Origin of the sequence: Leclercia barmai, from assembly GCF_049312895.1 — a bacterium.
GTDB lineage: Bacteria > Pseudomonadota > Gammaproteobacteria > Enterobacterales > Enterobacteriaceae > Enterobacter > Enterobacter barmai.
Genome location: NZ_JBMNWZ010000002.1, coordinates 511,407 through 533,146, shown reverse-complemented (window position 1 = coordinate 533,146; position 21,740 = coordinate 511,407). Strand labels below are relative to the sequence as shown.

At 52.5% G+C, this 21,740-nt stretch carries 19 protein-coding genes and 1 riboswitch; of the genes, 8 read left to right on the top strand and 11 right to left on the bottom strand.

The annotated features are described in order from the left end of the window. Positions 1-73: 73 nt before the first annotated feature. On the bottom strand, positions 74-2,107 hold the full coding sequence (gene metG, locus ACOYA6_RS10890) for a methionine--tRNA ligase (RefSeq protein WP_422654684.1): 2,034 nt from the start codon (positions 2,105-2,107) through the stop codon (positions 74-76). 136 nt (positions 2,108-2,243) lie between these two features. Here metG and apbC point away from each other — a divergent pair, with 136 nt between their 5' ends. Further along, complete coding sequence (apbC, locus tag ACOYA6_RS10885) at positions 2,244-3,353, top strand: iron-sulfur cluster carrier protein ApbC (protein ID WP_422654683.1); 1,110 nt, start codon at positions 2,244-2,246, stop codon at positions 3,351-3,353. A gap of 84 nt (positions 3,354-3,437) precedes the next feature. Here apbC and ACOYA6_RS10880 read toward each other — a convergent pair whose 3' ends face one another. Then, positions 3,438-3,770 (bottom strand): RcnB family protein, encoded by a 333-nt coding sequence (locus ACOYA6_RS10880; RefSeq protein WP_039031090.1) that lies wholly within the window; start codon positions 3,768-3,770, stop codon positions 3,438-3,440. 498 nt (positions 3,771-4,268) lie between these two features. Here ACOYA6_RS10880 and ACOYA6_RS10875 point away from each other — a divergent pair, with 498 nt between their 5' ends. The 3 genes from ACOYA6_RS10875 to ACOYA6_RS10865 are packed head-to-tail and all read left to right on the top strand — an operon-like array spanning position 4,269 to position 8,043. Continuing rightward, the gene (locus tag ACOYA6_RS10875; protein ID WP_223073762.1) at positions 4,269-5,408 is read left to right on the top strand and encodes a polysaccharide export protein; all 1,140 of its coding nucleotides are present in this window, start codon (positions 4,269-4,271) and stop codon (positions 5,406-5,408) included. Then, positions 5,408-5,872, top strand: coding sequence for an arsenate reductase/protein-tyrosine-phosphatase family protein (locus ACOYA6_RS10870; RefSeq protein WP_039031091.1), 465 nt, complete (start codon positions 5,408-5,410; stop codon positions 5,870-5,872). The genes ACOYA6_RS10875 and ACOYA6_RS10870 overlap by 1 nt, the downstream gene beginning before the upstream one ends. Then, complete coding sequence (locus tag ACOYA6_RS10865) at positions 5,854-8,043, top strand: polysaccharide biosynthesis tyrosine autokinase (protein WP_422654682.1); 2,190 nt, start codon at positions 5,854-5,856, stop codon at positions 8,041-8,043. The genes ACOYA6_RS10870 and ACOYA6_RS10865 overlap by 19 nt, the downstream gene beginning before the upstream one ends. Positions 8,044-8,104: 61 nt before the next feature. Here ACOYA6_RS10865 and ACOYA6_RS10860 read toward each other — a convergent pair whose 3' ends face one another. The 9 genes from ACOYA6_RS10860 to ACOYA6_RS10820 all read right to left on the bottom strand — a co-directional run bounded on the left by ACOYA6_RS10860 (position 8,105) and on the right by ACOYA6_RS10820 (position 17,113). After that, complete coding sequence (locus ACOYA6_RS10860) at positions 8,105-9,571, bottom strand: pyridoxal phosphate-dependent decarboxylase family protein (protein WP_422654681.1); 1,467 nt, start codon at positions 9,569-9,571, stop codon at positions 8,105-8,107. 18 nt (positions 9,572-9,589) lie between these two features. Further along, entirely contained in the window at positions 9,590-10,972 is a 1,383-nt protein-coding gene (locus ACOYA6_RS10855; RefSeq protein WP_039031094.1) for a diaminobutyrate--2-oxoglutarate transaminase, read from the bottom strand. Between the two features lie 242 nt (positions 10,973-11,214). Next, positions 11,215-11,676 carry a membrane lipoprotein lipid attachment site-containing protein gene (locus ACOYA6_RS10850; RefSeq protein ID WP_139563232.1) on the bottom strand — a complete coding sequence of 154 codons (462 nt, stop codon included), beginning with the start codon at positions 11,674-11,676 and terminating at the stop codon, positions 11,215-11,217. A gap of 405 nt (positions 11,677-12,081) precedes the next feature. Beyond that, positions 12,082-12,474: a hypothetical protein gene (locus ACOYA6_RS10845; protein ID WP_422654680.1), complete on the bottom strand. Its 393-nt coding sequence runs from the start codon at positions 12,472-12,474 to the stop codon at positions 12,082-12,084. A 440-nt stretch (positions 12,475-12,914) separates the two neighbouring features. Continuing rightward, a complete protein-coding gene (locus ACOYA6_RS10840; RefSeq protein WP_422654679.1) occupies positions 12,915-13,337 on the bottom strand; it encodes a hypothetical protein in 423 nt (140 codons plus the stop codon). Beyond that, on the bottom strand, positions 13,318-14,700 hold the full coding sequence (locus tag ACOYA6_RS10835) for a PAAR domain-containing protein (RefSeq protein ID WP_422654678.1): 1,383 nt from the start codon (positions 14,698-14,700) through the stop codon (positions 13,318-13,320). Before ACOYA6_RS10835 ends, ACOYA6_RS10840 begins: the two co-directional genes overlap by 20 nt. An 855-nt stretch (positions 14,701-15,555) precedes the next feature. Further along, a complete protein-coding gene (locus ACOYA6_RS10830; protein ID WP_422654791.1) occupies positions 15,556-16,680 on the bottom strand; it encodes a PAAR domain-containing protein in 1,125 nt (374 codons plus the stop codon). 27 nt (positions 16,681-16,707) lie between these two features. After that, entirely contained in the window at positions 16,708-16,929 is a 222-nt protein-coding gene (locus tag ACOYA6_RS10825) for a PAAR domain-containing protein (RefSeq protein WP_422654677.1), read from the bottom strand. A gap of 10 nt (positions 16,930-16,939) precedes the next feature. Further along, positions 16,940-17,113, bottom strand: a complete 174-nt coding sequence (locus tag ACOYA6_RS10820; protein WP_422654676.1) for a hypothetical protein — start codon at positions 17,111-17,113, stop codon at positions 16,940-16,942. Between the two features lie 222 nt (positions 17,114-17,335). Further along, positions 17,336-17,433, top strand: a riboswitch (TPP riboswitch). A 35-nt stretch (positions 17,434-17,468) separates the two neighbouring features. Between ACOYA6_RS10820 and thiM the strand changes: the two genes are divergently transcribed. The 4 genes from thiM to ACOYA6_RS10800 all read left to right on the top strand — a co-directional run bounded on the left by thiM (position 17,469) and on the right by ACOYA6_RS10800 (position 21,706). Beyond that, positions 17,469-18,239 carry a hydroxyethylthiazole kinase gene (gene thiM / locus ACOYA6_RS10815; RefSeq protein WP_422654675.1) on the top strand — a complete coding sequence of 257 codons (771 nt, stop codon included), beginning with the start codon at positions 17,469-17,471 and terminating at the stop codon, positions 18,237-18,239. Continuing rightward, complete coding sequence (gene thiD, locus ACOYA6_RS10810; RefSeq protein WP_422654674.1) at positions 18,236-19,036, top strand: bifunctional hydroxymethylpyrimidine kinase/phosphomethylpyrimidine kinase; 801 nt, start codon at positions 18,236-18,238, stop codon at positions 19,034-19,036. The genes thiM and thiD overlap by 4 nt, the downstream gene beginning before the upstream one ends. A 118-nt stretch (positions 19,037-19,154) precedes the next feature. Further along, the gene (gene fbaB / locus ACOYA6_RS10805; protein ID WP_039031098.1) at positions 19,155-20,207 is read left to right on the top strand and encodes a class I fructose-bisphosphate aldolase; all 1,053 of its coding nucleotides are present in this window, start codon (positions 19,155-19,157) and stop codon (positions 20,205-20,207) included. Between the two features lie 344 nt (positions 20,208-20,551). After that, entirely contained in the window at positions 20,552-21,706 is a 1,155-nt protein-coding gene (locus tag ACOYA6_RS10800; protein ID WP_422654673.1) for a mandelate racemase family protein, read from the top strand. Positions 21,707-21,740: the final 34 nt, after the last annotated feature.

Genomic DNA, 21,740 nt, shown 5'->3' with positions numbered 1-21,740 from the left:
GCCGGGTAAGGCAAAGCCGCCACCCGGCAAAAAAGCGATAAAAAAAGCCGGAGATAATCTCCGGCTTTTTCGTTTATTTCACCTGATGACCAGGCAGCGCACCGCTGTCCGGGCTTAACAGGAAGATATCTTTCCCGCCAGGCCCTGCGGCCATCACCATCCCTTCCGAGATACCGAAGCGCATTTTACGCGGCGCGAGGTTGGCGACCATTACGGTGTGGCGACCGATCAGCACCTGCGGGTCCGGGTAGGCGGAGCGAATGCCGGAGAAGACGTTGCGCTTCTCGCCGCCCAGATCGAGGGTCAGGCGCAGCAGCTTGTCGGAGCCTTCAACAAATTCCGCGTTCTCGATCAGCGCCACGCGCATATCGACTTTAGCGAAATCGTCAAACGTGATGGTCTCCTGAATCGGATCCTCCGCCAGCGGGCCGGTAACCGGTGCGGCAGCGGCTTTCACCTCTTCTTTAGAGGCATCAACCAGGGCTTCAACCTGCTTCATCTCGATACGGTTGTAGAGCGCCTTGAACGCGTTCAGCTTGTGGCCGAGCAGCGGCTGATTAATGCTGTCCCAGCTCAGCTCGGTGTTCAGGAAGGCTTCAGTACGCGCGGCCAGCTGCGGCAGAACCGGCTTCAGATAAGACATCAGCACGCGGAACAGGTTGATACCCATGGAGCAGATCGCCTGCAGGTCGGCATCGCGGCCTTCCTGTTTGGCGACAACCCACGGCGCCTGCTCGTCAACGTAGCGGTTAGCCAGATCTGCCAGCGCCATGATTTCACGCACGGCTTTGCCGAACTCGCGGCTTTCCCAGGCTTCGCCAATTACGGTAGCGGCGTCGGTGAAGGTTTTGTACAGCTCAGGATCCGCCAGCTCAGCCGCCATCACGCCGTCGAAACGCTTGGCGATAAAGCCCGCGTTACGGGAGGCCAGGTTCACCACTTTGTTGACGATGTCGGCGTTCACGCGCTGAACGAAATCTTCCAGATTCAGGTCGATATCGTCGATTCGGGAAGAGAGCTTCGCCGCGTAGTAGTAGCGCAGGCTGTCGGCATCAAAGTGGTTCAGCCAGGTGCTGGCTTTAATAAAGGTGCCGCGGGATTTGGACATCTTCGCGCCGTTCACCGTCACATAGCCGTGGACGAACAGGTTGGTTGGCTTGCGGAAACCGCTGCCTTCCAGCATTGCCGGCCAGAACAGGCTGTGGAAGTAAACGATGTCTTTGCCGATGAAGTGATACAGCTCGGCGTCGGAATCTTTCTTCCAGTATTCGTCGAAGCTGGTGGTGTCGCCACGCTTGTCGCACAGGTTCTTGAAGGAGCCCATGTAGCCGATTGGCGCATCCAGCCAGACGTAGAAATATTTGCCCGGTGCGTTCGGGATTTCGAAACCGAAGTACGGCGCATCGCGGGAGATATCCCACTGCTGCAGGCCGGATTCAAACCACTCCTGCATTTTGTTCGCCACCTGCTCCTGCAGCGCGCCGCTGCGGGTCCAGGCCTGCAGCATTTCGCTGAATGACGGCAGGTCGAAGAAGAAGTGTTCGGAGTCACGCATCACAGGCGTTGCGCCGGAAACCACGGATTTCGGCTCAATCAGCTCGGTCGGGCTGTAGGTTGCGCCGCACACTTCGCAGTTATCGCCGTACTGATCCGGTGACTTACATTTCGGGCAGGTGCCCTTCACGAAACGGTCCGGCAGGAACATGCCTTTTTCAGGATCGTAGAGCTGAGAGATGGTGCGGTTTTTGATAAAACCGTTCTCTTTCAGACGGGTGTAGATCAGCTCCGACAGTTCGCGGTTTTCGTCGCTGTGCGTGGAGTGATAGTTGTCATAGCTGATGTCGAAGCCAGCAAAATCGGTCTGATGCTCCTGACTCATTTCAGCAATCATCTGCTCAGGGCTGATACCAAGCTGCTGGGCTTTCAGCATGATTGGCGTGCCGTGTGCGTCGTCTGCACAGATGAAGTTTACCTGATGGCCGCGCATTCGCTGGTAACGGACCCAGACATCAGCCTGGATATGCTCCAGCATGTGGCCGAGGTGGATTGAGCCGTTAGCGTACGGCAGAGCGCACGTCACCAGAATTTTTTTCGCGACTTGAGTCATAGTAAGCATTACTTCTTTGGTAGTGAAAAGGGTTTTGATAGTACCAAAAGGGGCATTATTAAGTAAGCACAAACCATGGCCTTTCAGGTAAACTTGTTCAACAAAGGTCTTATCCACAAAAACAAAAGGAGTCGGGATGAGTTCTCAATCCCAGGCCAAATCACCGGAAGCCTTGCGCGCAATGGTCGCCGGGACGCTGGCTAATTTTCAGCACCCCACCCTGAAGCACAATCTCACCACGCTGAAAGCGTTACATCACGTAGCGTGGCTGGATGACATTCTGCATGTCGAGCTGCATATGCCTTTTGTCTGGAACCATGCGTTCGAGACGCTGAAAGAGCAAACCAGCGCCGAGCTGCTGCGTATCACCGGGGCGAAGGCTATTGACTGGAAATTGACCCATACCATCGCCACGCTGAAACGGGTGAAAAACCATCCGGGCATCAATGGCGTGAAAAATATCATCGCGATCAGCTCCGGCAAGGGCGGGGTAGGGAAGTCCTCTACCGCCGTGAACCTGGCGCTGGCGCTGGCCGCTGAAGGGGCGAAAGTCGGTATTCTCGATGCCGATATCTATGGCCCGTCAATTCCTAACATGCTGGGCGCGGAAAATCAGCGTCCGACCTCGCCGGATGGCACCCATATGGCGCCGATTATGGCGTACGGACTGGCGACCAACTCGATTGGCTATCTGGTCACTGACGATAATGCCATGGTGTGGCGCGGGCCGATGGCCAGCAAAGCGCTGATGCAGATGCTGCAGGAGACGATGTGGCCGGATCTCGATTATCTGGTGCTGGATATGCCGCCGGGCACCGGTGACATTCAGCTGACGCTGGCGCAGAACATCCCGGTTACCGGGGCGGTGGTCGTGACTACGCCACAGGATATCGCGCTGATCGACGCCAAAAAAGGGATCGTGATGTTCGAGAAGGTCGACGTGCCGGTGCTGGGCATCGTTGAAAACATGAGCATGCATATCTGCAGCAACTGCGGTCATCATGAGGCCATCTTCGGTACCGGCGGGGCAGAAAAACTGGCCGCGCAGTATCACACCCAGCTGCTGGGTCAGATGCCGCTGCACATTACGCTGCGTGAAGATCTCGATAGCGGTAAGCCGACCGTGGTCAACCGTCCTGAAAGTGAATTTACGGAGATGTATCGCCAACTGGCGAATCGCGTTGCCGCCCAGCTTTACTGGCAGGGTGAGGTGATCCCTGCGGATATCTCATTCCGCGCGGTGTAACGCTTTTGCGCGGGTGCTAACACAAAAAACGGTCACCTCAGGTGACCGTTTTGCTTTTACCTCGCCACCCGGCACAACAAACGGTTAACGGTGGTAGAAAATATCGCCGTTATAGGCTTTGTAGATCTTGCCGTCAGTATCGCCCACCAGCACGTAGTTCTCGCCCATATAGGTCCAGTGCGTGCCTGCATCCGGTGCAGGGAGATTACGCAGGTTATATTGCTTGATGGTGTACTCAGGTGTCAGGTACTGCGCCGGGGCGAAATCACCAATCTTGTATTTCGTAAAATCGGCTACAAACTCCTGTTCCTCATAGGCCTGGATGCCAGAGGGCGCCGCTGTGGCTTGTGGGGCAGCAAAGGCTGCACTCGCCAGTGACATCAATACGCCCAGAAGTAGAATTTTACCTTTAGTCATTTTTTCTCCAGATTTACCGTGGCCATTACTCTTGTTTTGCCGTTTCGTGGCTGAGCAACAGAGAGTCTATTTTATGTTTTGCCGTTTGGCTAAGTTGGTAAAAAATGTAACAAATCAACACATCCTTGCCACCAGCAGGGCCGAATTAATTATTTGTGGCGCAAATTTTTCATTAAATCGAATTTGTGTAATGTATTATTAATTTTATAAAATCTGAAAGTGACGCTTTAGGGGCATAATAGCCGTTATTGTACTGTATAATTCCTTCCCTGAAATGCTTATGATGTGTGTTAGTTAATTTGCGTTTTTTGGTTTTCCTCTTATTTAAAGATAATACCAGACAGTTATCAACATGGTTGGTGCTTTTCTTTTATCGGGTTTTTTCTGTAAGTGATTAATTGTAATTGATATTTTATTTTTAATGATGTGGCTAATTTAATGTGAGCTACAAGGAAGTTATAGGGCTATTAACGGAATATAATAGAGCATCCATTATTAATGACAATCCCACTCCGCAACAGTGCAGCTTTTATTTGCGCAATATTATTATCGGGCTGCACCCTTATGCCCGGCCAACATATAAATATATCTGGAAAAAATAACGTTGCTGTTAAAGACAACCCGCTTGATTTGGATAAGAAAGTGGACGTCTGGCCTTTGACGCCTTCAGTGATTGAGCAGCTTCGCACCAACCAGGTAAAATCTCAGGCAAATCCGAATCTCGATGAACAGCTAAAACGTTGGGAATACCGGATCGGCCCCGGGGACGTGCTAATGATCACCGTCTGGGATCACCCCGAGCTCACCACGCCTGCCGGTCAGTATCGCAGCGCCAGCGACACCGGCAACTGGGTGGGCGCAGACGGAACGATCTTCTATCCCTACGTTGGCAAACTCCATGTCGCCGGAAAGACCCTCGCTCAGGTGCGCGAAGAGATCACGGCCCGGCTGGACAGAGTCATTGAAAGCCCGCAGGTCGACGTCAGCATTGCGGCGTTTCGTTCACAAAAGGCCTATGTCACCGGCGAAGTGGTGAAATCCGGGCAGCAGCCAATTACCAATATTCCCCTGACCATCATGGATGCGATTAACGCGGCGGGGGGCCTTTCGACGGATGCAGACTGGCGAAACGTGGTGCTGACCCATGACGGCCAGGACACGCGAATTTCGCTGCACGCCCTGATGCAGCACGGCGATCTGACGCAAAACAGATTGCTGTGGCCGGGCGATATCCTGTTTGTACCGCGCAATGACGCCCTGAAAGTCTTTGTGATGGGCGAAGTGGTGAAACAGAGCACCCTGAAGATGGATCGCAGCGGCATGACGCTGGCAGAAGCCCTGGCAAATGCCGGTGGTATGAATCAGGACATGGCTGATGCGAGCGGCATCTTCATCATCCGCTCCACCGGCAAAAACAGTAAGGACGGTAAAATCGCGAACATTTATCAGCTGAATGCCCGCGATGCGTCGGCGATGGTGCTCGGCACTGAGTTTCAGCTCCAGCCCTACGATATCGTCTACGTCACCACAGCCCCTGTCTCACGCTGGAATCGGGTAATTACGCAGCTGGTGCCTACCATCAGCGGCGTGCATGACCTGACCGAAACCGTGCGCTTTATCAGGTCGTGGCCTGAATAATGATCCAGTCAATTCTGGTGGTGTGCACGGGAAACATTTGTCGCTCTCCGATTGGCGAGCGGCTTTTGCAACAAAAGTTGCCCACATTTACCATCGCCTCGGCGGGTATCTGCGGTCTGGCCGGACGCCCGGCGGACAGTCATGCGCAGAAAATAGCCAGCACCTATGGAATCTCGCTGGAGGATCACGCTGCGCGTCCACTGACGGCGGTAATGATGCGGGAATACGATCTGATCCTTGCTATGGAATCCGCGCAAATAAACCGTATTTCGCTTATTGCGCCGGAAATGCGTGGCAAAACCCTGCTGTTCGGCCAATGGCTCAGGCAACAGGAGATCCCCGATCCGTACGGTAAAAGCATGGAAGCATTTGAGTATGTTTTTCGCCTGCTTGGCGAAGCAAGTCAGGAATGGGCCAACCGACTTACAGTTAAGGGATTACGTACATGTCGTCGAAAATCGTAAATGCGCAGGCTTATTCTGTTGATAGTCATGAGCTGGATCTGGCGCGGCTTCTGGGAGAATTAATTGATCATCGCGTGTCTGTTTTTATTTGTACGTTACTGTTTGCGCTCAGCGGCGTGCTCTATGCGTTATTTGCATCGCCGGTATATATTGCAGATGCCCTGGTGCAAATTGAAGAGAAGCAGCAGAACAGCCTGCTCAAATCGTTAAATCAGCTATCGCCCACTTTCACTCAGGACTCATCTGCTGAAATTCAGCTGCTGAAATCCCGCATGATCCTTGGCGAAACCGTGGACGCGTTGCGCCTGCGTGATGAGATAACCCCGATCCGCTTCCCTCTGGCAGGAGAGGGCTGGGCGAGGCTGAGCGGCCAGCCAGCCGTCTACCTGATGCTCGACAGTCTGACGCTCCCCGCCATGCCGGGTAAAGCGATGTCGCTGACCCTCACTGCTGAAAGCAACGGTAAATATCGTCTTGAAGGGGAAGGGATTAACCTGCAGGGGAGCGTCGGGGCGTTGGTGCAACAGGCGGGCGTGACGATTAAGGTTCGTGAGTTGTCGGCACCGCCAGGAACCCGTTTTCGGGTGAGTCAGCGTTCGCAGCTTGAAGCCATCAACGCCCTGAGCCGCCAGTTTACCGTGACGGAGCAGGGTAAGGAGAGTGGGATCCTCACGCTGAGCATGACGGGGTCGAATCCCGACCAGATCGCCAACATTCTGAACCACATTGCCGAGAGCTATCTGAGACAAAACATTGCCCGCCAGGCGGCGCAGGATTCGCAAAGTCTTGATTTTCTGCAGCGCCAGCTGCCGCAGGTGCGCAGCGAACTGGAGCTGGCAGAAGAGCGGCTGAACACCTACCGTAAACAGCGCGACTCGGTGGATCTATCGCTCGAGGCAAAAGCTGTGCTGGAGCAGATCGTTAACGTCGATAATCAGCTCAATGAATTAACCTTCCGCGAAGCGGAAGTGTCGCAGCACTATAAAAAAGATCACCCGACCTATCGCGCACTGCGCGAGAAGCGTCAGACGTTAGAGCAGGAAAGGGCGCGGCTGAACAAACGGGTCAGTGCGATGCCGTCGACCCAGCAGCAGATCGTACGCCTCAGCCGCGACGTGGATTCTGGTCGCGCCGTCTATCTTCAGCTGCTGACGCGCCAGCAGGAGCTGAACATCTCCCGCTCCAGCGCCATTGGCAACGTGCGTATCATTGACCAGGCGGCCACCCACCCGGTTCCAATAAAGCCGCGTAAGGCGCTTGTTGTCATGCTCATGACAATTTTTGGCGCGTTCCTTTCTGTGGGCCTGGTGCTGGCGAAATCCGCTCTGAGACGGGGGATTAACTCGCCGGAGCAGCTCGAAAGCGAAGGGATTAATGTCTATGCCACCTTACCGCGCTCGGAATGGTTAAACAGTAAAACCCGTTTAGGCGGGAGATATTTCTTCCGCTACTGCTTCAGGCATAAAACCTCAGGCGTGCCCTTTTTGCCCGTCGACCAACCGCTGGATATTTTTGTCGAGGCGGTGCGCGGATTACGCACCAGCCTGCATTTCGCCATGATGGATGCCGGGAACAACATTCTCATGTTCAGCGGCCCGGGCCAGGACTGCGGTAAAACCCTGGTCAGTACGTCGCTGGCGGCGCTGGTGGCACAGGTGGATCAGCGGGTGCTGTTCGTTGATGCGGATATGCGCAAAGGCTACGTGCACAACATTCTGGGGCTTAATAATGATAAGGGGTTATCTGACGTCCTGTCAGGCAAAGTGTCCTTCACCCAGGCCGCCCAGACCTTTACCAGCGGCAATTTCGACGTGGTGACCTGCGGTCAGTACCCGCCGAATCCGTCTGAACTGCTGATGCACAGCCGTTTCCGAGAATTTATGGCCTGGGCGAGTGAGCATTACGATATCGTGATTGTCGATACGCCGCCGATCCTGGCGGTGACTGACGCGGCATTAGTGGGGAGTATTGCGGCATCTACGCTGCTGGTCGCCCGCCACAACATCACGACCGTGCGGGAGATGCTGATCAGTCAACGGCGTTTGCAGCAGATGGGGGTGAATATCAAAGGTGCCATTCTGAATGACGTTGTGAAGTCTGCAGCCAACTATTACAGCGAGAGTTACGGCACCTACAGCTACGTCTCGCAACACGACGCAGAGAAAAAATAGGGCTAAGAGCAGTGAAGAAGGGAAAGAAATCCGGCGGCAGGGCGCCGCCGGATAGAACAACTTACTTAGCCAGCAGCTCGCGCGCCGTGCGTTCCACCAGTGACAGCAGGACTTTAACATCCTCCAGGGTCACAACCGGGTTCAGCAGGGTCAGCTTCAGGCAGGTGATACCGTTATGCTCGGTAACCCCGACGTTAGCGCGGCCGGATTCCAGCAGGGCGTCGCCGATTTTCTGGTTCAGCAGCGCGATGGCCGCGTCATCCAGCTGATGCTCAGGACGGAAGCGGAACAGAACGCTCGCCAGCTGTGGCGGCATGACCAGCTCCAGCAGCGGCTGTTCGGCTACGTACGCGGCAACCTGCTGCGCCATGGTGACACCGTGATCGATGATCTCCGCGTATTTCTTCTCGCCCAGAGCTTCCAGACTCATCCACAGCTTCAGCGCGTCGAAACGACGAGTGGTCTGCAGGGATTTGGATACCAGGTTTGGCACGCCAGCCTCTTCGTCAAACTCAGAGTTCAGGTACGCCGCCTGATAGCGCATCAGCTCATAGTGACGCGCCTCTTTCAGCAGGAAAGCGCCGCAGCTGATGGTCTGGAAGAACTGCTTGTGGAAGTCCAGAGTCACGGAATCCACCAGCTCGATACCATCGAGGTAATCGCGATACTTTTCGGACATCAGCAGCGCGCCGCCCCATGCCGCATCGACGTGAACCCAGATATTCTGCTTCGCCGCCAGCTCTGCAATCGCACGCAGCGGATCGATAGCGCCCGCGTCCGTGGTACCTGCAGTGGCAACGATCGCCAGAATCTGTTCGCCGTTGGCATTGCACTGCTCAATTTTCGCGGCCAGATCGTTCAGATCCATACGCGAACATTCGTCAGTTTTAACCTGGATAACGGACTGGTAGCCCAGACCCATCAGAGCCATATTCTTCTGTACGGAGAAGTGTGCGCTGTCGGAGCACAGAACACGGATCTTACGCAGATCGCCCACCAGACCATCCTGCTGGACGGAGTGGCCCTGACGCGCGAAGAAGGCATCGCGCGCCAGCATCAGACCCATCATGTTGCTCTGGGTGCCGCCGCTGGTGAAGACACCCGCGTCGCCCGCCTGATAACCCAGGCGGGTACGCAGCCACTCGATCAGTTTTATCTCGATAATGGTCGCAGACGGGCTCTGATCCCAGGAGTCCATGCTCTGGTTAGTGGCGTTGATCATCACTTCCGCCGCCTGGCTTACCACCAGGCTCGGGCAGTGAAGATGCGCCACACACTGCGGATGATGCACCGCCAGGCTGTCTTTCAGGAAATATTCAACGGCGCGCTCGATAGCGGTTTCGTTGCCCAGCCCTTCCGGGCTGAAGTCCAGGTTAATACGTTCGCGCAGCTCGGCGACCGTTTTACCCTGGTACATTTCCGGCTGTTTCAGCCACTGCATGACCGCCTGGGTGCTCTGCTCGATGGCCTGCTGATAGGCTTCGATGCTTTGCGCCGAGGACGACAAAATCGGGTTTAAATCTGACATTGTATCCATTGTCTCCGGTTAGACTGGGCGAACGCCCGCAGCAAGCAGCGCCTGCTCAAATTTATCCAGGAACACATTCAGCTCCTGATCGCTGATCAGCAGGGAAGGCAGCAGACGCACGACGTTACCGTTACGACCGCCACGCTCCAGAATCAGGCCCGCTTCGAAGCACTTCTTCTGGATCAATGCAGACAGCTCGCCGTCGCCCGGGAAGCAGCCCATGTGGTCGGCAGCTTCGTGCGGCTTAACGATCTCAATCCCGATCATCATGCCCAGACCGCGCACGTGACCAATAACCGGATAGCGTTTCTGCAGCTCAACCAGCTTCGCTTTCAGCCACTCGCCCTGGGCGGCAACTTTATCAGCGATGTTCTGCTCTTTGAGGATCTGCAGGGTGGTGAGGCCGGTGGCCATTGCCAGCTGGTTACCACGGAAGGTACCGGTGTGGTGGCCAGGAGACCAGGCGTCGAACTGCTTTTTGATACCGAGAACGGCCAGCGGCAGACCGCCGCCCACAGCTTTGGACATCACAACGATGTCTGGCTGAATACCCGCGTGTTCGAAGGCGAAGAATTTACCGGTACGGGCAAAGCCAGCCTGAACTTCGTCGAGGATCAGCAGAATGCCGTGCTCTTCGGTCACTTTACGGATGCGCTGCAGCCACTCAACCGGTGCCGGGTTCACGCCGCCTTCGCCCTGGACTGCTTCCAGGATCACGGCAGCAGGTTTACGCACGCCGCTTTCAACGTCGTTGATCAGGTTTTCGAAGTAGTAGGTCAGGGCTTTAACACCGGCTTCACCACCGATACCCAGCGGACAGCGGTACTCGTGCGGATAAGGCATGAACTGGACTTCTGGCATCATGCCGTCAACCGCTTCTTTCGGAGACAGGTTGCCGGTCACGGACAGTGCGCCGTGGGTCATGCCGTGGTATGCACCAGAGAAGCTGATGATGCCGCTGCGGCCGGTCACTTTTTTCGCCAGCTTCAGCGCAGCTTCTACAGCATCCGCGCCGGACGGGCCGGTGAACTGCAGGCAGTACTCTTTGCCCTGGCCTGGCAGCATAGAGAGCAGGTATTCTGAAAACGCGTCTTTCAACGGCGTGGTCAGATCCAGGGTATGTAACGGCAAGCCGCTGGTAATGACACTTTGGATGCTTTTCAGCACATCAGGATGGTTATGACCCAGCGCCAGCGTTCCCGCACCGGCCAGGCAATCAAGATACTCTTTGTTATCCGCGTCGGTGATCCACACCCCGTCCGCCTTAGTAATAGCTAAAGGCAGCTTGCGCGGATAACTCCTGACATTGGATTCCATTTCGGCCTGACGGGCCAGATAGGTTTCGTTGGTTTTGAAAGAAGAGGCATTCAAAGTATCAATACGGACTTTATCCGTCATCATATCACTCCTACAACCGCAGCTCAGCACGTGGCTCCGATTGAATAATTAATTAAGAAAATGAGAAGGGCATCAAAAATCGCGGCCAATATAGAGCCTTTTTGCCCGGGGCTCAATGGTTAATTGTTTATCGTTTTGTTACGCGCGTTGAATCAACGCGCGTAGGGCGTAACCCCGCATGGCACCTGAGGTTTCCAGGGGGAGGCTTCGGGTATAAAAGCGGGGCGTTTTAGAACGCTTTAGAACTACTTTTGGACGACGTTCAGAATACCGTGATCGCGGCCATGGGTTTTATTCCATGAAGCGTCGGTCACGCCGTTCGCATCCAGTGAGATCGACAGCACATAACCCGCGCCTTTCACCTCGTAGAAATTCGCATTTGAGCGTTTCACCACGGCTTTCTTGCCGTTGATGGTGGCCTGGGTGAAGCCGTTATTGATGCTGGCTTTAATACCGTTGGCGCTGAAGGAGGCTTCACGCAGCGGATCGGCAACGTGCGCCGCCTGGCCATGCTGTACGGCTTCATGCGCATTCTCGAGCGCCTGTTTTTCCGCTGCGGCATTGATGGTGGCCTGACGGTTCTGGTCAGCAATGTAGCAGGCATCACGGCTTACGCCTTTGGCCTCACACTGCGCTAAGCGCTGCTCTTCAGAGACACAGCCCGCCAGCAAAGCGGCAATCACACCTACCAACAGAATCTTTTTCATACATTAACCTTAAAGGAAAGGGGAAATCGTCTGTTCCCCGGTTGTTGATTCGATAATTATTATTGGCCTGGCCACCTTTTGCTGGTGTCTATATTAGAGACGCACCAGTGGCGCGCGCTGAATATCACGCAAGGGGCGTTGTCTCAGGTTGACGAAGATCACATTTAGCACGAATAGCTTAAAACTTGAGATTTGTCCTGGTGAGTGGTTACTCACGAGTTACGGGATGGTTTAAGGGATGTATGTCCGAGTGCTGAGAGAAATGTTAGAACTTAGAAAGGTTAGTGCATTCCATTTAGCACGCGATTTATTCTACTGCAATGTATGTAATTGATATAATCGGTCCTGGGTGATTTCTTTATAATAGAACTACAGGGGCATTGCTACCCCTGATTATTCAAAAAATTATTCAGCTATAAATTTAAACATAATTAACAAACCGATAAAGCACAATGTTCCAATTACCATTGCAAAATATTTTATATAAAACCATGAAATGTCAGTTTTGTCTAAATTTTTAAAAAAACTAATTTCCTCTTGTGTTAATGTCTTTTTTGTTGCTGGGGAATTCGTGAAAAGTAATGCGCAAATCAAATAGGACTCTTTATAACCCCAAAAGAAAAAACCACCAGTTTTCCCCACTGTCATTGAGAATGGTGTATACCCAAACTGTTTTTTAAATTTTTCGGCTATAGCATCAAAATTTCTTTCTGTTAATTTACCATAGATTAGATAGAATAAAAAAGATAGAAAAAATAAAGACAGTAAAATGATTAAAGATATATCAAAAGGTTTCATTCAGCCTCCTCGAACAGTGTATAGAGCAAATTACCTACTTTCTCTCCTCCCCAGTTGCCAGCCATACCAGCAGTGCAACCTGGAATTCCACCAGTCATAACCGAACCAGCTTCTCGCTCTTGTCTGCACCGTTCAGCGTAGCAAATAGCTTTTTGGCTCCTGCTGGTGGAGTGCCTGTATATAACAGACGTTGCCAGGCTGCCATAGTACCACCGTAGGGGAGAACGGCGATTACTGCGTTCGATTCGTCATTGTTTTTGCTCTCTTACATTGGCTAGGTGAAAAACATTCTGCATTTACAGCAAACCCAAGATCACGAGAACAGTGGAGGGAGCACTAAACGCTATTATATACGTTTCCTTTATCTTCAGTTTCTGATGTAATTGAATGAGATTTAATAAATAGCCAAGCGTAAAACTTGGCTATTTATTTTATTGTGGTCAAATGAAATAGGGTAAATAGAATACTGTTAACATCATGATTAGAAGACTAAAACCGACGATGGAAAGTCGTACTTTTACACGTAGCCAATCCGTATACTGATTAGGAAGTTCTTTAATGAAGCGAATTTGTTCATTATCCATTCCTCTGGTATGAAACGAGTTTTCCCTAAAGTATAATGCTTTAATAAAGAACGCATCACGCATAAACGAGAAAAAGAACCCTCCCTCTTGGTAAATTAAAACTTCTGCTGGCCTTGCTCCAAATTTATCTACGAATAGGGAGCAAAGCGTAAGAAATTGTTTTTTGGATAATTTTTCATGAATTATGCTGAAAGCGGATGTTATTATTCCGAGAATCATAAAGATTCCAGAAATCTCAATACGATGCATGGTTAACAGATTAATTGCCGTAAAAATCATACAGCACCTCCCCGCTTAATTCCCCAAAAGTACTCCCTACTTTGCTTCCAGCATATCCCAAACCAATACCGGCAATGACAGTACAAACAAGCCCACCAACACCTGCACTACCAACGCCGATTGCGACACATAATGGTATGGCGTAACTACCAGCGTAAACACCACCGCCTGTACCCAAAGCAAAACTACCGATCTCGGTATACTTTTTCTTAGAGCATTCTTTCTCACGACCCACTGAGCATGCATGTTTTATTTCATTTAGTGAATGCAATCCGCCAAAGCCAATGCCTAAATAACCAGTGTAACGCATAGCTTTAACGTATTTAGCTGCTCGTTCAATGTGAGTGGCATAACCGTCAATGTCGCTGATCCCCGTTTCATTCCATTTGTGGGTAATAGAACTGCTGGAGAGGCCGAGCGCGTTTTTTATTTTGGTATACTCGCCGAATTTCATCACCTTATTCAGAAAGCTGACTTTGAGTATGGACTCAAGTTCTTTAAATAACTGGCTACGTCTTACGTAAAATTGTTCACCAATCAACGCACCTCTTGTTAAGTAGGTATTCTTATATATATCCTGAATCTCTTTAAGAATTTTTTCGATATTCTCAAAGTATTTCCCAACAGGATCAGCAGCAAGGCCAATTCCAGTATCAGCGTAACTGGTGAAATTAGCGATGGTAGCGTAATGCTTATGCAGGAAGTTAGCTTCCTGGTGTGTCAACGGTTCCAGTGCGGTATCAATGCGCTGTTTTGCCGCTTTTATGTGAGTGATTTGTTCGTCGTCCTGCATATCAGGATCAACCAGAAGCATAATCGAACCGGCTTTATAGCTTTTGTCTGTACCGTTCAGCGTAGCGAATAGCTCTTTTGCTCCTGCTGGCGGAGTGCCTGTAAATAGCAGACGTTGCCAGGCTTCTGTAGTACCGCCGTAGGGGAGAACGGCGAAACCTGCATCTGTGCCTGTTTTTTTCTTCGCTGTCTGGGCGTGTTGTTCTGGTTCTGCCTCTGAACTTAAGTTCGGCATAAGCGCATTTGGTACAAGAGCAACAGCCGCAGCACTTGAATTTCTTGATGGAAATGGAGTTTCTTGTTCGTAACAGTCAGGAATAGAAGGGATGAATTTGGCTTTGCAGGGGCAGGAACTGATACTATCCAGTGTTCCAGCCAGTCTTCTACCTTCGTCCCAGATGTCAGTGGTACCACCCAGTATTTTATATGTACCAAAATGTTTTCCGCATGATACCAGGTCACCTTCGCGCGCTCCGGCTACACCATACCAGCTTAATGTTTCATCACCTGTCAGTATCTTCCCTTTACAGGTTGTTGGATCACCAACACGTAGATAAAAACCTAGCGCCATAACTCTCTCCGTTTGTTATGTAAAGATTTATGATGGCTATTTTACAAACAAAAACCTGGTTAGCAATAAACATCATACTTAAGTGAAATTTAGTTTGTTTATATCAGCTTGGTTGAACGTTGATGTAAATCAACTCCAATTTACTATTCACGTTAAAAATATCTCGTTGCTGATGGAAATGTATTAAGTATCGTCAATGATTGCTTATCTCAGGGAGCAAAAGTGGAGTGCACCGGCGATCATTGCATTCAATTCGTCATAATGTCTGCTTTTCGGCACTGGCTGACTTGGTGAAAAACATTCGGCACCTACAGCAAAGTTTAGGCCAAGGGAAAAGCGGAGGGATCGCTCAACGATATTGACATACGATCCCCTTATCCTCTGTTTCTTATGTGATTGATGGGTTGGGCTGAGAATAAATGGTTAGAATAAGAAAAAGCCAAATAAAAATATATTTGGCTTTTTTGTCACGCTTTGATAAATAGATAAGAGGAAATGATATTAGAAAGGAGTAAAATAGTAGTTATCAAAAATAATGTGAACTTGACTTTTAGCCATGATGTCATTTCATTGGGTAAAGTTCTGATAAAATCATAATGGTCTGAGTTCATACCTCTAACTATGAAACTGCTTTTTTTTACAATAAGAGGGAAGAGGAAATAAAAATCTTTTTGGAATGTAAAAAACAGCCCCCCCGCCTGAGCAAGTATTATTCCATTTGGTAGAAATCCAAATCGCTCGCGGAAAAGCTCACACAATATAATATGATGCTTATTTTTTAATGCAGAATACCCATACGTTATAATTGTAGAAACCATAAAGAGTACGAATAAAATAGCAGATGTAATATTCACGCTATTTACCTACTGAGTTATAAATCATCTCACCAAAGCCTTCGCCTTTGTCTGAGAAGTATTCACCAGCCAGGATTCCGCCACCACTCCCAAGTATTACACCACAGGCTAATGCGCCAGCCCCACCTACCTCTATTGTTGCAACACCCAAAACTAAAGAGCAGATATCCATACCAATAGCACCTCCTGCATATCCGCCAGCAAGCCCACCTGTAAAGCTACCAATCTCAGTATATTTTTTCTTAGTACATTCAGCCTTACGACCGGTTGAACAAGCCTCATTTATCTCATTGATTGAGTGAACCGCACTAAACGCTATTCCAACGTAACCCGTATAACGCATCGCCTTAGTATATTTAGCCGCTCGCTCGATATGCGTTGCGTAACCTTCAATATCACTTATCCCTGTTTCATTCCATTTATGAGTGATTGAACTGGTAGATAAGCCAAGCACATTTCTAATTTTCGTATACTCACCAAACTTCATCGCCTTATTTAGGAAACCAACTTTTAGCAGACGATCAATCTCTTTGAATAGCTGAGCACGTCTAACATAAAACTGTTCGCCGATTAATGCGCCTCTGGTTATGTACGTATTTTTATAAGTTTCCTGGATCTCTTTAAGAATCTTTTCGATATTCTCAAAATATTTCCCAGCCGGATCGGCAGCAAGCCCTATACCTTTATCGGCAATATTAGAGAAGTTAGCAATCGTGGCGTAATGCTTATACAGGAAGTTAGCTTCCTGGTGTGTCAACGATTCCAGTGCGGTATCGATGCGCTGTTTTGCCGCTTTCATGTGAGCGATTTGTTCGTAGTCCTGCATATCAGGATCAACCAGAAGCATAATCGAACCGGCTTTATAGCTTTTGTCTGTACCGTTCAGCGTAGCGAATAGCTCTTTTGCTCCTGCTGGCGGAGTGCCTGTAAATAGCAGACGTTGCCAGGCTTCTGTAGTACCGCCGTAGGGGAGCACGGCGAAACCTGCATCTGTGCCTGTTTTCCTTTTCACTGTCTGGGCGTGTTGTTCTGGTTCCTGCTGGGCTTGTTGCACCAAAGGAACAGCAGCGACTGCTGATTTAGCGCTCATGATTTCCGGATGACGTTCCCCAGTGAAGCCGGACATGGCGATCACAAAGTTATCTTTGCAGTGTCATAAAACCAGATCTCCATCACCCGCGATGAAACCCGCTTCGAGGAGTCCTGTATAGGTTGCATTGATTTCAAAAGCATCTTTGCAAACATCACACCATGCTTTATCACCAGCCCTCACCAATGGATTGTGGTCTTCATCAAAAATAGTTGATGAGGCAGAAACGATGTGCCCGTACCTCGTTTTATTACCCAGCTTTGCAAGTGTTCTTTGCGTTACCATCAGTGATCCCTCAGTGAGCAGTTTCTGCTGCCAACATTTTGTGATGCTGTTTGAGTTCGGTTTGCTGTTTGGCAATGATTTCCTGCCATTCTTGGCTCATTCCGGCAACTTGGTCATCAATGAACGCTGGTTTATCAAAAGATGCCAGAATTTCAGGAGTAAGATCGCTATTGTACTGTTTCATAAGTCCCTCTACTTTTTATGGAAATTATTGCTGCGGTCATTTTACAAACAATTACCACTTGCGCAACAGGTATGAGACTTAAGTAAAACGTCGTTTCGTAACAGAAGGTTTTCCATAAAAGCACATTTCAACAGTGCTTTAATGAGAGGGGTTGTGTCTCTGTTTACCTGCTGGCATGATCCTGACTGGGATTAATGCAGAGCATTAATCGCCAGTTTTGATGTAAATGACTCGGGGTGCCCTTCTTCGTTGAAGGCTGAGAAATACCCGTACCACCTGATCTGGATAATGCCAGCGTAGGGAAGTCAGATGCCCTCCGGGCTATCGCTTCTTCGCGCAAGGCAGGAGCGATACCATGCAGCCTGACCTGCTCAATTTACACGCCTTACACCACTTCCGAACCCGTTCTCCGCTGACCCACTGTATGACCAACGACGTCGTGCAGACCTTTACCGCCAACGTGTTGCTGGCGCTCGGCGCGTCACCGGCGATGGTGATTGAAGCCGAAGAGGCGGAACAATTCTCTGCCATCGCTGATGCGCTGCTGATTAACGTCGGGACGTTAACCGCGTCACGCGCCCAGGCGATGCGCCGGGCCATTGAGAGCGCGGTTGCCGTCGGTAAACCCTGGGTACTCGATCCGGTAGCCGTCGGCGCGCTGGGGTATCGCACCCGGTTCTGTCAGCAGATCCTCGTCCTCAAACCGGCGGCCATTCGCGGCAATGCCTCGGAAATCCTCGCCCTCGCCGGGATGAACGCGGGTGGACGCGGCGTGGACACCACCGATACGGCGGCCAGCGCGCTGCCTGCGGCCCAGGCGCTGGCGCGGCAAACGAATGCCATCGTGGTAGTGACGGGGGAGGTGGATTACGTCACCGACGGGCTGCGCACCCAGACGGTTACCGGGGGCGATCCGATGATGACCCGGGTGGTGGGTACCGGCTGCGCGCTGTCGGCGGTAGTGGCGGCCAGCTGTTCACTGCCGGGCGACCGGCTGGAAAACATCGCGGCGGCCTGCGGCTGGATGAAACGGGCCGGAACCCTTGCGGCAGCCCAAAGCCGCGGACCGGGCAGTTTTGCCACGGCGTTTCTGGATGCCCTGTGGGAACTGGGGGCGCAACAATGAAACGCATTAATGCCCTGACCATTGCCGGCACCGACCCAAGCGGCGGCGCCGGGATCCAGGCCGACCTGAAAACCTTCTCGGCGCTGGGGGCGTATGGCTGCTCGGTGATCACCGCCCTGGTGGCGCAGAATACCCGCGGAGTGCAGTCGGTCTATCGTATTGAACCCGATTTTGTGGCGGCGCAGTTGGAATCGGTGTTCAGCGATGTGCGCATCGACACCACCAAGATCGGCATGCTGGCCGAAACCGATATCGTCGAGGCCGTGGCGGAGCAGCTGCTGCGTCATCAGGTTAAAAACGTAGTGCTGGACACGGTGATGCTGGCGAAAAGCGGCGACCCGCTGCTTTCACCCTCTGCCGTCGAAACGCTGCGTAAAAAGCTGTTGCCGCAGGTGGCGCTGATCACGCCAAACCTGCCCGAAGCCGCAGCGCTGCTCGATGCCCCTCACGCCCGCAGCGAACAGGAGATGAAAGAGCAGGGTTATGCCCTGCTGGCGATGGGATGTGAAGCGGTGTTGATGAAGGGCGGTCATCTTGACGATCCCGAGAGCCCCGACTGGCTGTTTACCCCCGACGGAACGGTGCGCTTTACCGCCCCGCGCGTGAAGACCAAAAACACCCACGGCACCGGCTGCACCCTCTCGGCCGCGCTGGCTGCGCTGCGCCCGCGTCACGATAGCTGGGCGGATACGGTGCGCGAGGCCAAAACCTGGCTCTCCTGCGCGCTGGCGCAGGCGGACACGCTGGAGGTGGGGCAGGGCATGGGTCCGGTCCACCATTTCCATGCGTGGTGGTAAAGGTTACCGCCCATAGCTGGAAAATTCGCTACCCACAGACCAGGCTTAGGGGGCTCGCAATCCTGTGAGCCTGGAGAAAACATGCCGACAGCCTGTCGGCACTAAGGGGAGCAAAACTATGACTGATATTGCGCAGTTGCTTGGCAAAGACGCCGACAGCCTGTTACAGCATCGTTGTATGACTATTCCAGCCGACCAGCTCTATCTGCCTGGCCACGACTACGTCGACCGCGTGATGATCGACAACAACCGCCCGCCAGCGGTTTTGCGAAATATGCAGACGCTGTATAACACCGGGCGTCTGGGCGGAACCGGCTATCTGTCGATCCTGCCGGTGGACCAGGGGGTGGAGCACTCGGCCGGTGCGTCGTTTGCCGCCAACCCGCTCTATTTTGATCCGAAGAACATCGTTGAACTGGCGATTGAAGCAGGCTGTAACTGCGTCGCCTCTACCTATGGCGTGCTGGCGTCGGTTTCCCGGCGCTATGCGCACCGCATTCCGTTCCTGGTCAAGCTCAACCACAATGAAACCCTGAGCTATCCAACCGAATATGACCAGACCCTCTATGCCAGCGTCGAGCAGGCGTTCAACATGGGCGCGGTGGCGGTCGGGGCGACCATCTATTTCGGCTCAGAGCAGTCGCGCCGTCAGATTGAGGAGATCTCCGCCGCCTTTGAGCGCGCCCATGAGTTAGGAATGGTGACGGTGCTGTGGGCCTATCTGCGTAACCCGGCCTTTAATAAAGACGGCACGGATTACCACGTTTCCGCCGATTTAACCGGACAGGCCAACCATCTGGCGGCCACCATCGGGGCGGATATTGTGAAGCAGAAAATGGCCGAAAATAATGGCGGCTATAAGGCGGTCAAGTTTGGCTATACCGACGATCGGGTCTACAGCAAACTGACCAGCGACAACCCTATCGACCTGGTGCGCTACCAACTGGCGAACTGCTATATGGGCCGCGCGGGGCTCATCAACTCCGGCGGTGCAGCGGGGGGCGAAACCGATCTCACCGATGCGGTACGCACGGCCGTTATCAATAAACGCGCGGGCGGCATGGGGCTGATCCTCGGTCGTAAGGCGTTTAAAAAATCGATGGCGGATGGCGTGAAGCTGATTAATGCGGTGCAGGACGTCTATCTGGATAAGAAGGTGACTATCGCGTAATCCCTAACCCCTCTCCCCTCACCCTAACCCTCTCCCCATAGGGGAGAGGGGACTTCCACTCCCTCGCCCCTTTGGGGAGAGGGCCGGGGTGAGGGGATTTGTCCCCCTCCGGACATGATCGAAACCCCATTTCATTTCATTCAAACACCCCTCCCGATCCACCTCACATTTCCCCTCTCTTTTGTGAAAAGTATCACTCCCCCCCGTGCAGATGCACAAAAAACGGTCGACGCTTAGCGGAATTTGTCTAAGGCAGTGGATGAATTTTGCGCTTAAAGTTAGATTCGAAACGGCTTTTCAAAATGAAAGAACACGCTGAACCTACGCAGTTTTAAGGACAATAAATGAAAATCGAATCCGTAAACGTCACCGTCTTTCAGTATCCCACCCGCCGGGTTTCCGACAGCGCCGGGCACTCTCATCCGGGGCCGGAAAGCCTGGCTAAAATGGCGATGCTGACCATTACCGCAGACGATGGCACCAAAGGGTACTCTTTTGCACCGCCGGAAGTGGTGCGCCCTTTTGTGGTCAACACCTTCTTCCGTAAGGTGCTGATCGGCCAGGACGCCTTTAACCGCGAAAAGATCTGGCAAGAGCTGGCCCACTGGCAGCGCGGCAGCGCCCATCAGCTGACCGAACGCGCGCTGGGCTTCGTTGAGCAGGCGCTGTGGGATCTGATTGGCCGCAAGCTCAATATGCCGGTCTGGAAGCTGCTGGGCGGCTACCGCGACAAAGTGCCTGCCTACGGCAGCACCATGTGCGGCGACGACCTGCCGGGTGGCCTCTCCACCCCGGAAGAGTACGCGAGCTTCGCAGAAACCCTGGTCGCCCGCGGCTACAAGGCCATCAAGCTCCACACCTGGATGCCGCCGGTCTCTTTCGCGCCGGATCCGAAGATGGATATCAAAGCCTGCGCCGCGGTGCGTGAGGCGGTCGGGCCGGATATCGACCTGATGATCGACGGCTATCACTGGTACAGCCGTGCGGAAGCACTGTGGATCGGTAAAGAGCTGGAAAAACTCAACTTCGCCTGGTTTGAAGAGCCGATGGAAGAGGAGAGCATGGCCTCCTACGCCTGGCTGGCTGAAAACCTCTCCATTCCCATCGTCGGGCCGGAAAGCCTGGGCGGCAAGCACCACAGCCGCGCCGACTGGGTAAGAGCCGGAGCGTGCGACATCCTGCGTGCGGGCGCCAATGGCGTAGGCGGCATCTCGCCAACCCTGAAGGTAGCCAACCTCGCCGAGTCGTTCGGCATGGACTGCGAAGTGCACGGCAACGGCGCGGCCAGCCTGGCGGTGATCGGCGCTATTAAAAACTGCCGCTGGTACGAACGCGGTCTGCTGCATCCGTTCCTCGACTACGACGAGCCCGCGGCATATCTGCACAGCCTCATCGACCCGATGGATGAAAACGGCATGGTCAGCCTGCCGGATCGCCCGGGACTGGGCGAAGACATTAATTTTGCGTATATCGAAGCCAATACCCTCAGCCACGACTGATAAATAAAACTTCTACCCTACAAACGGTATACAC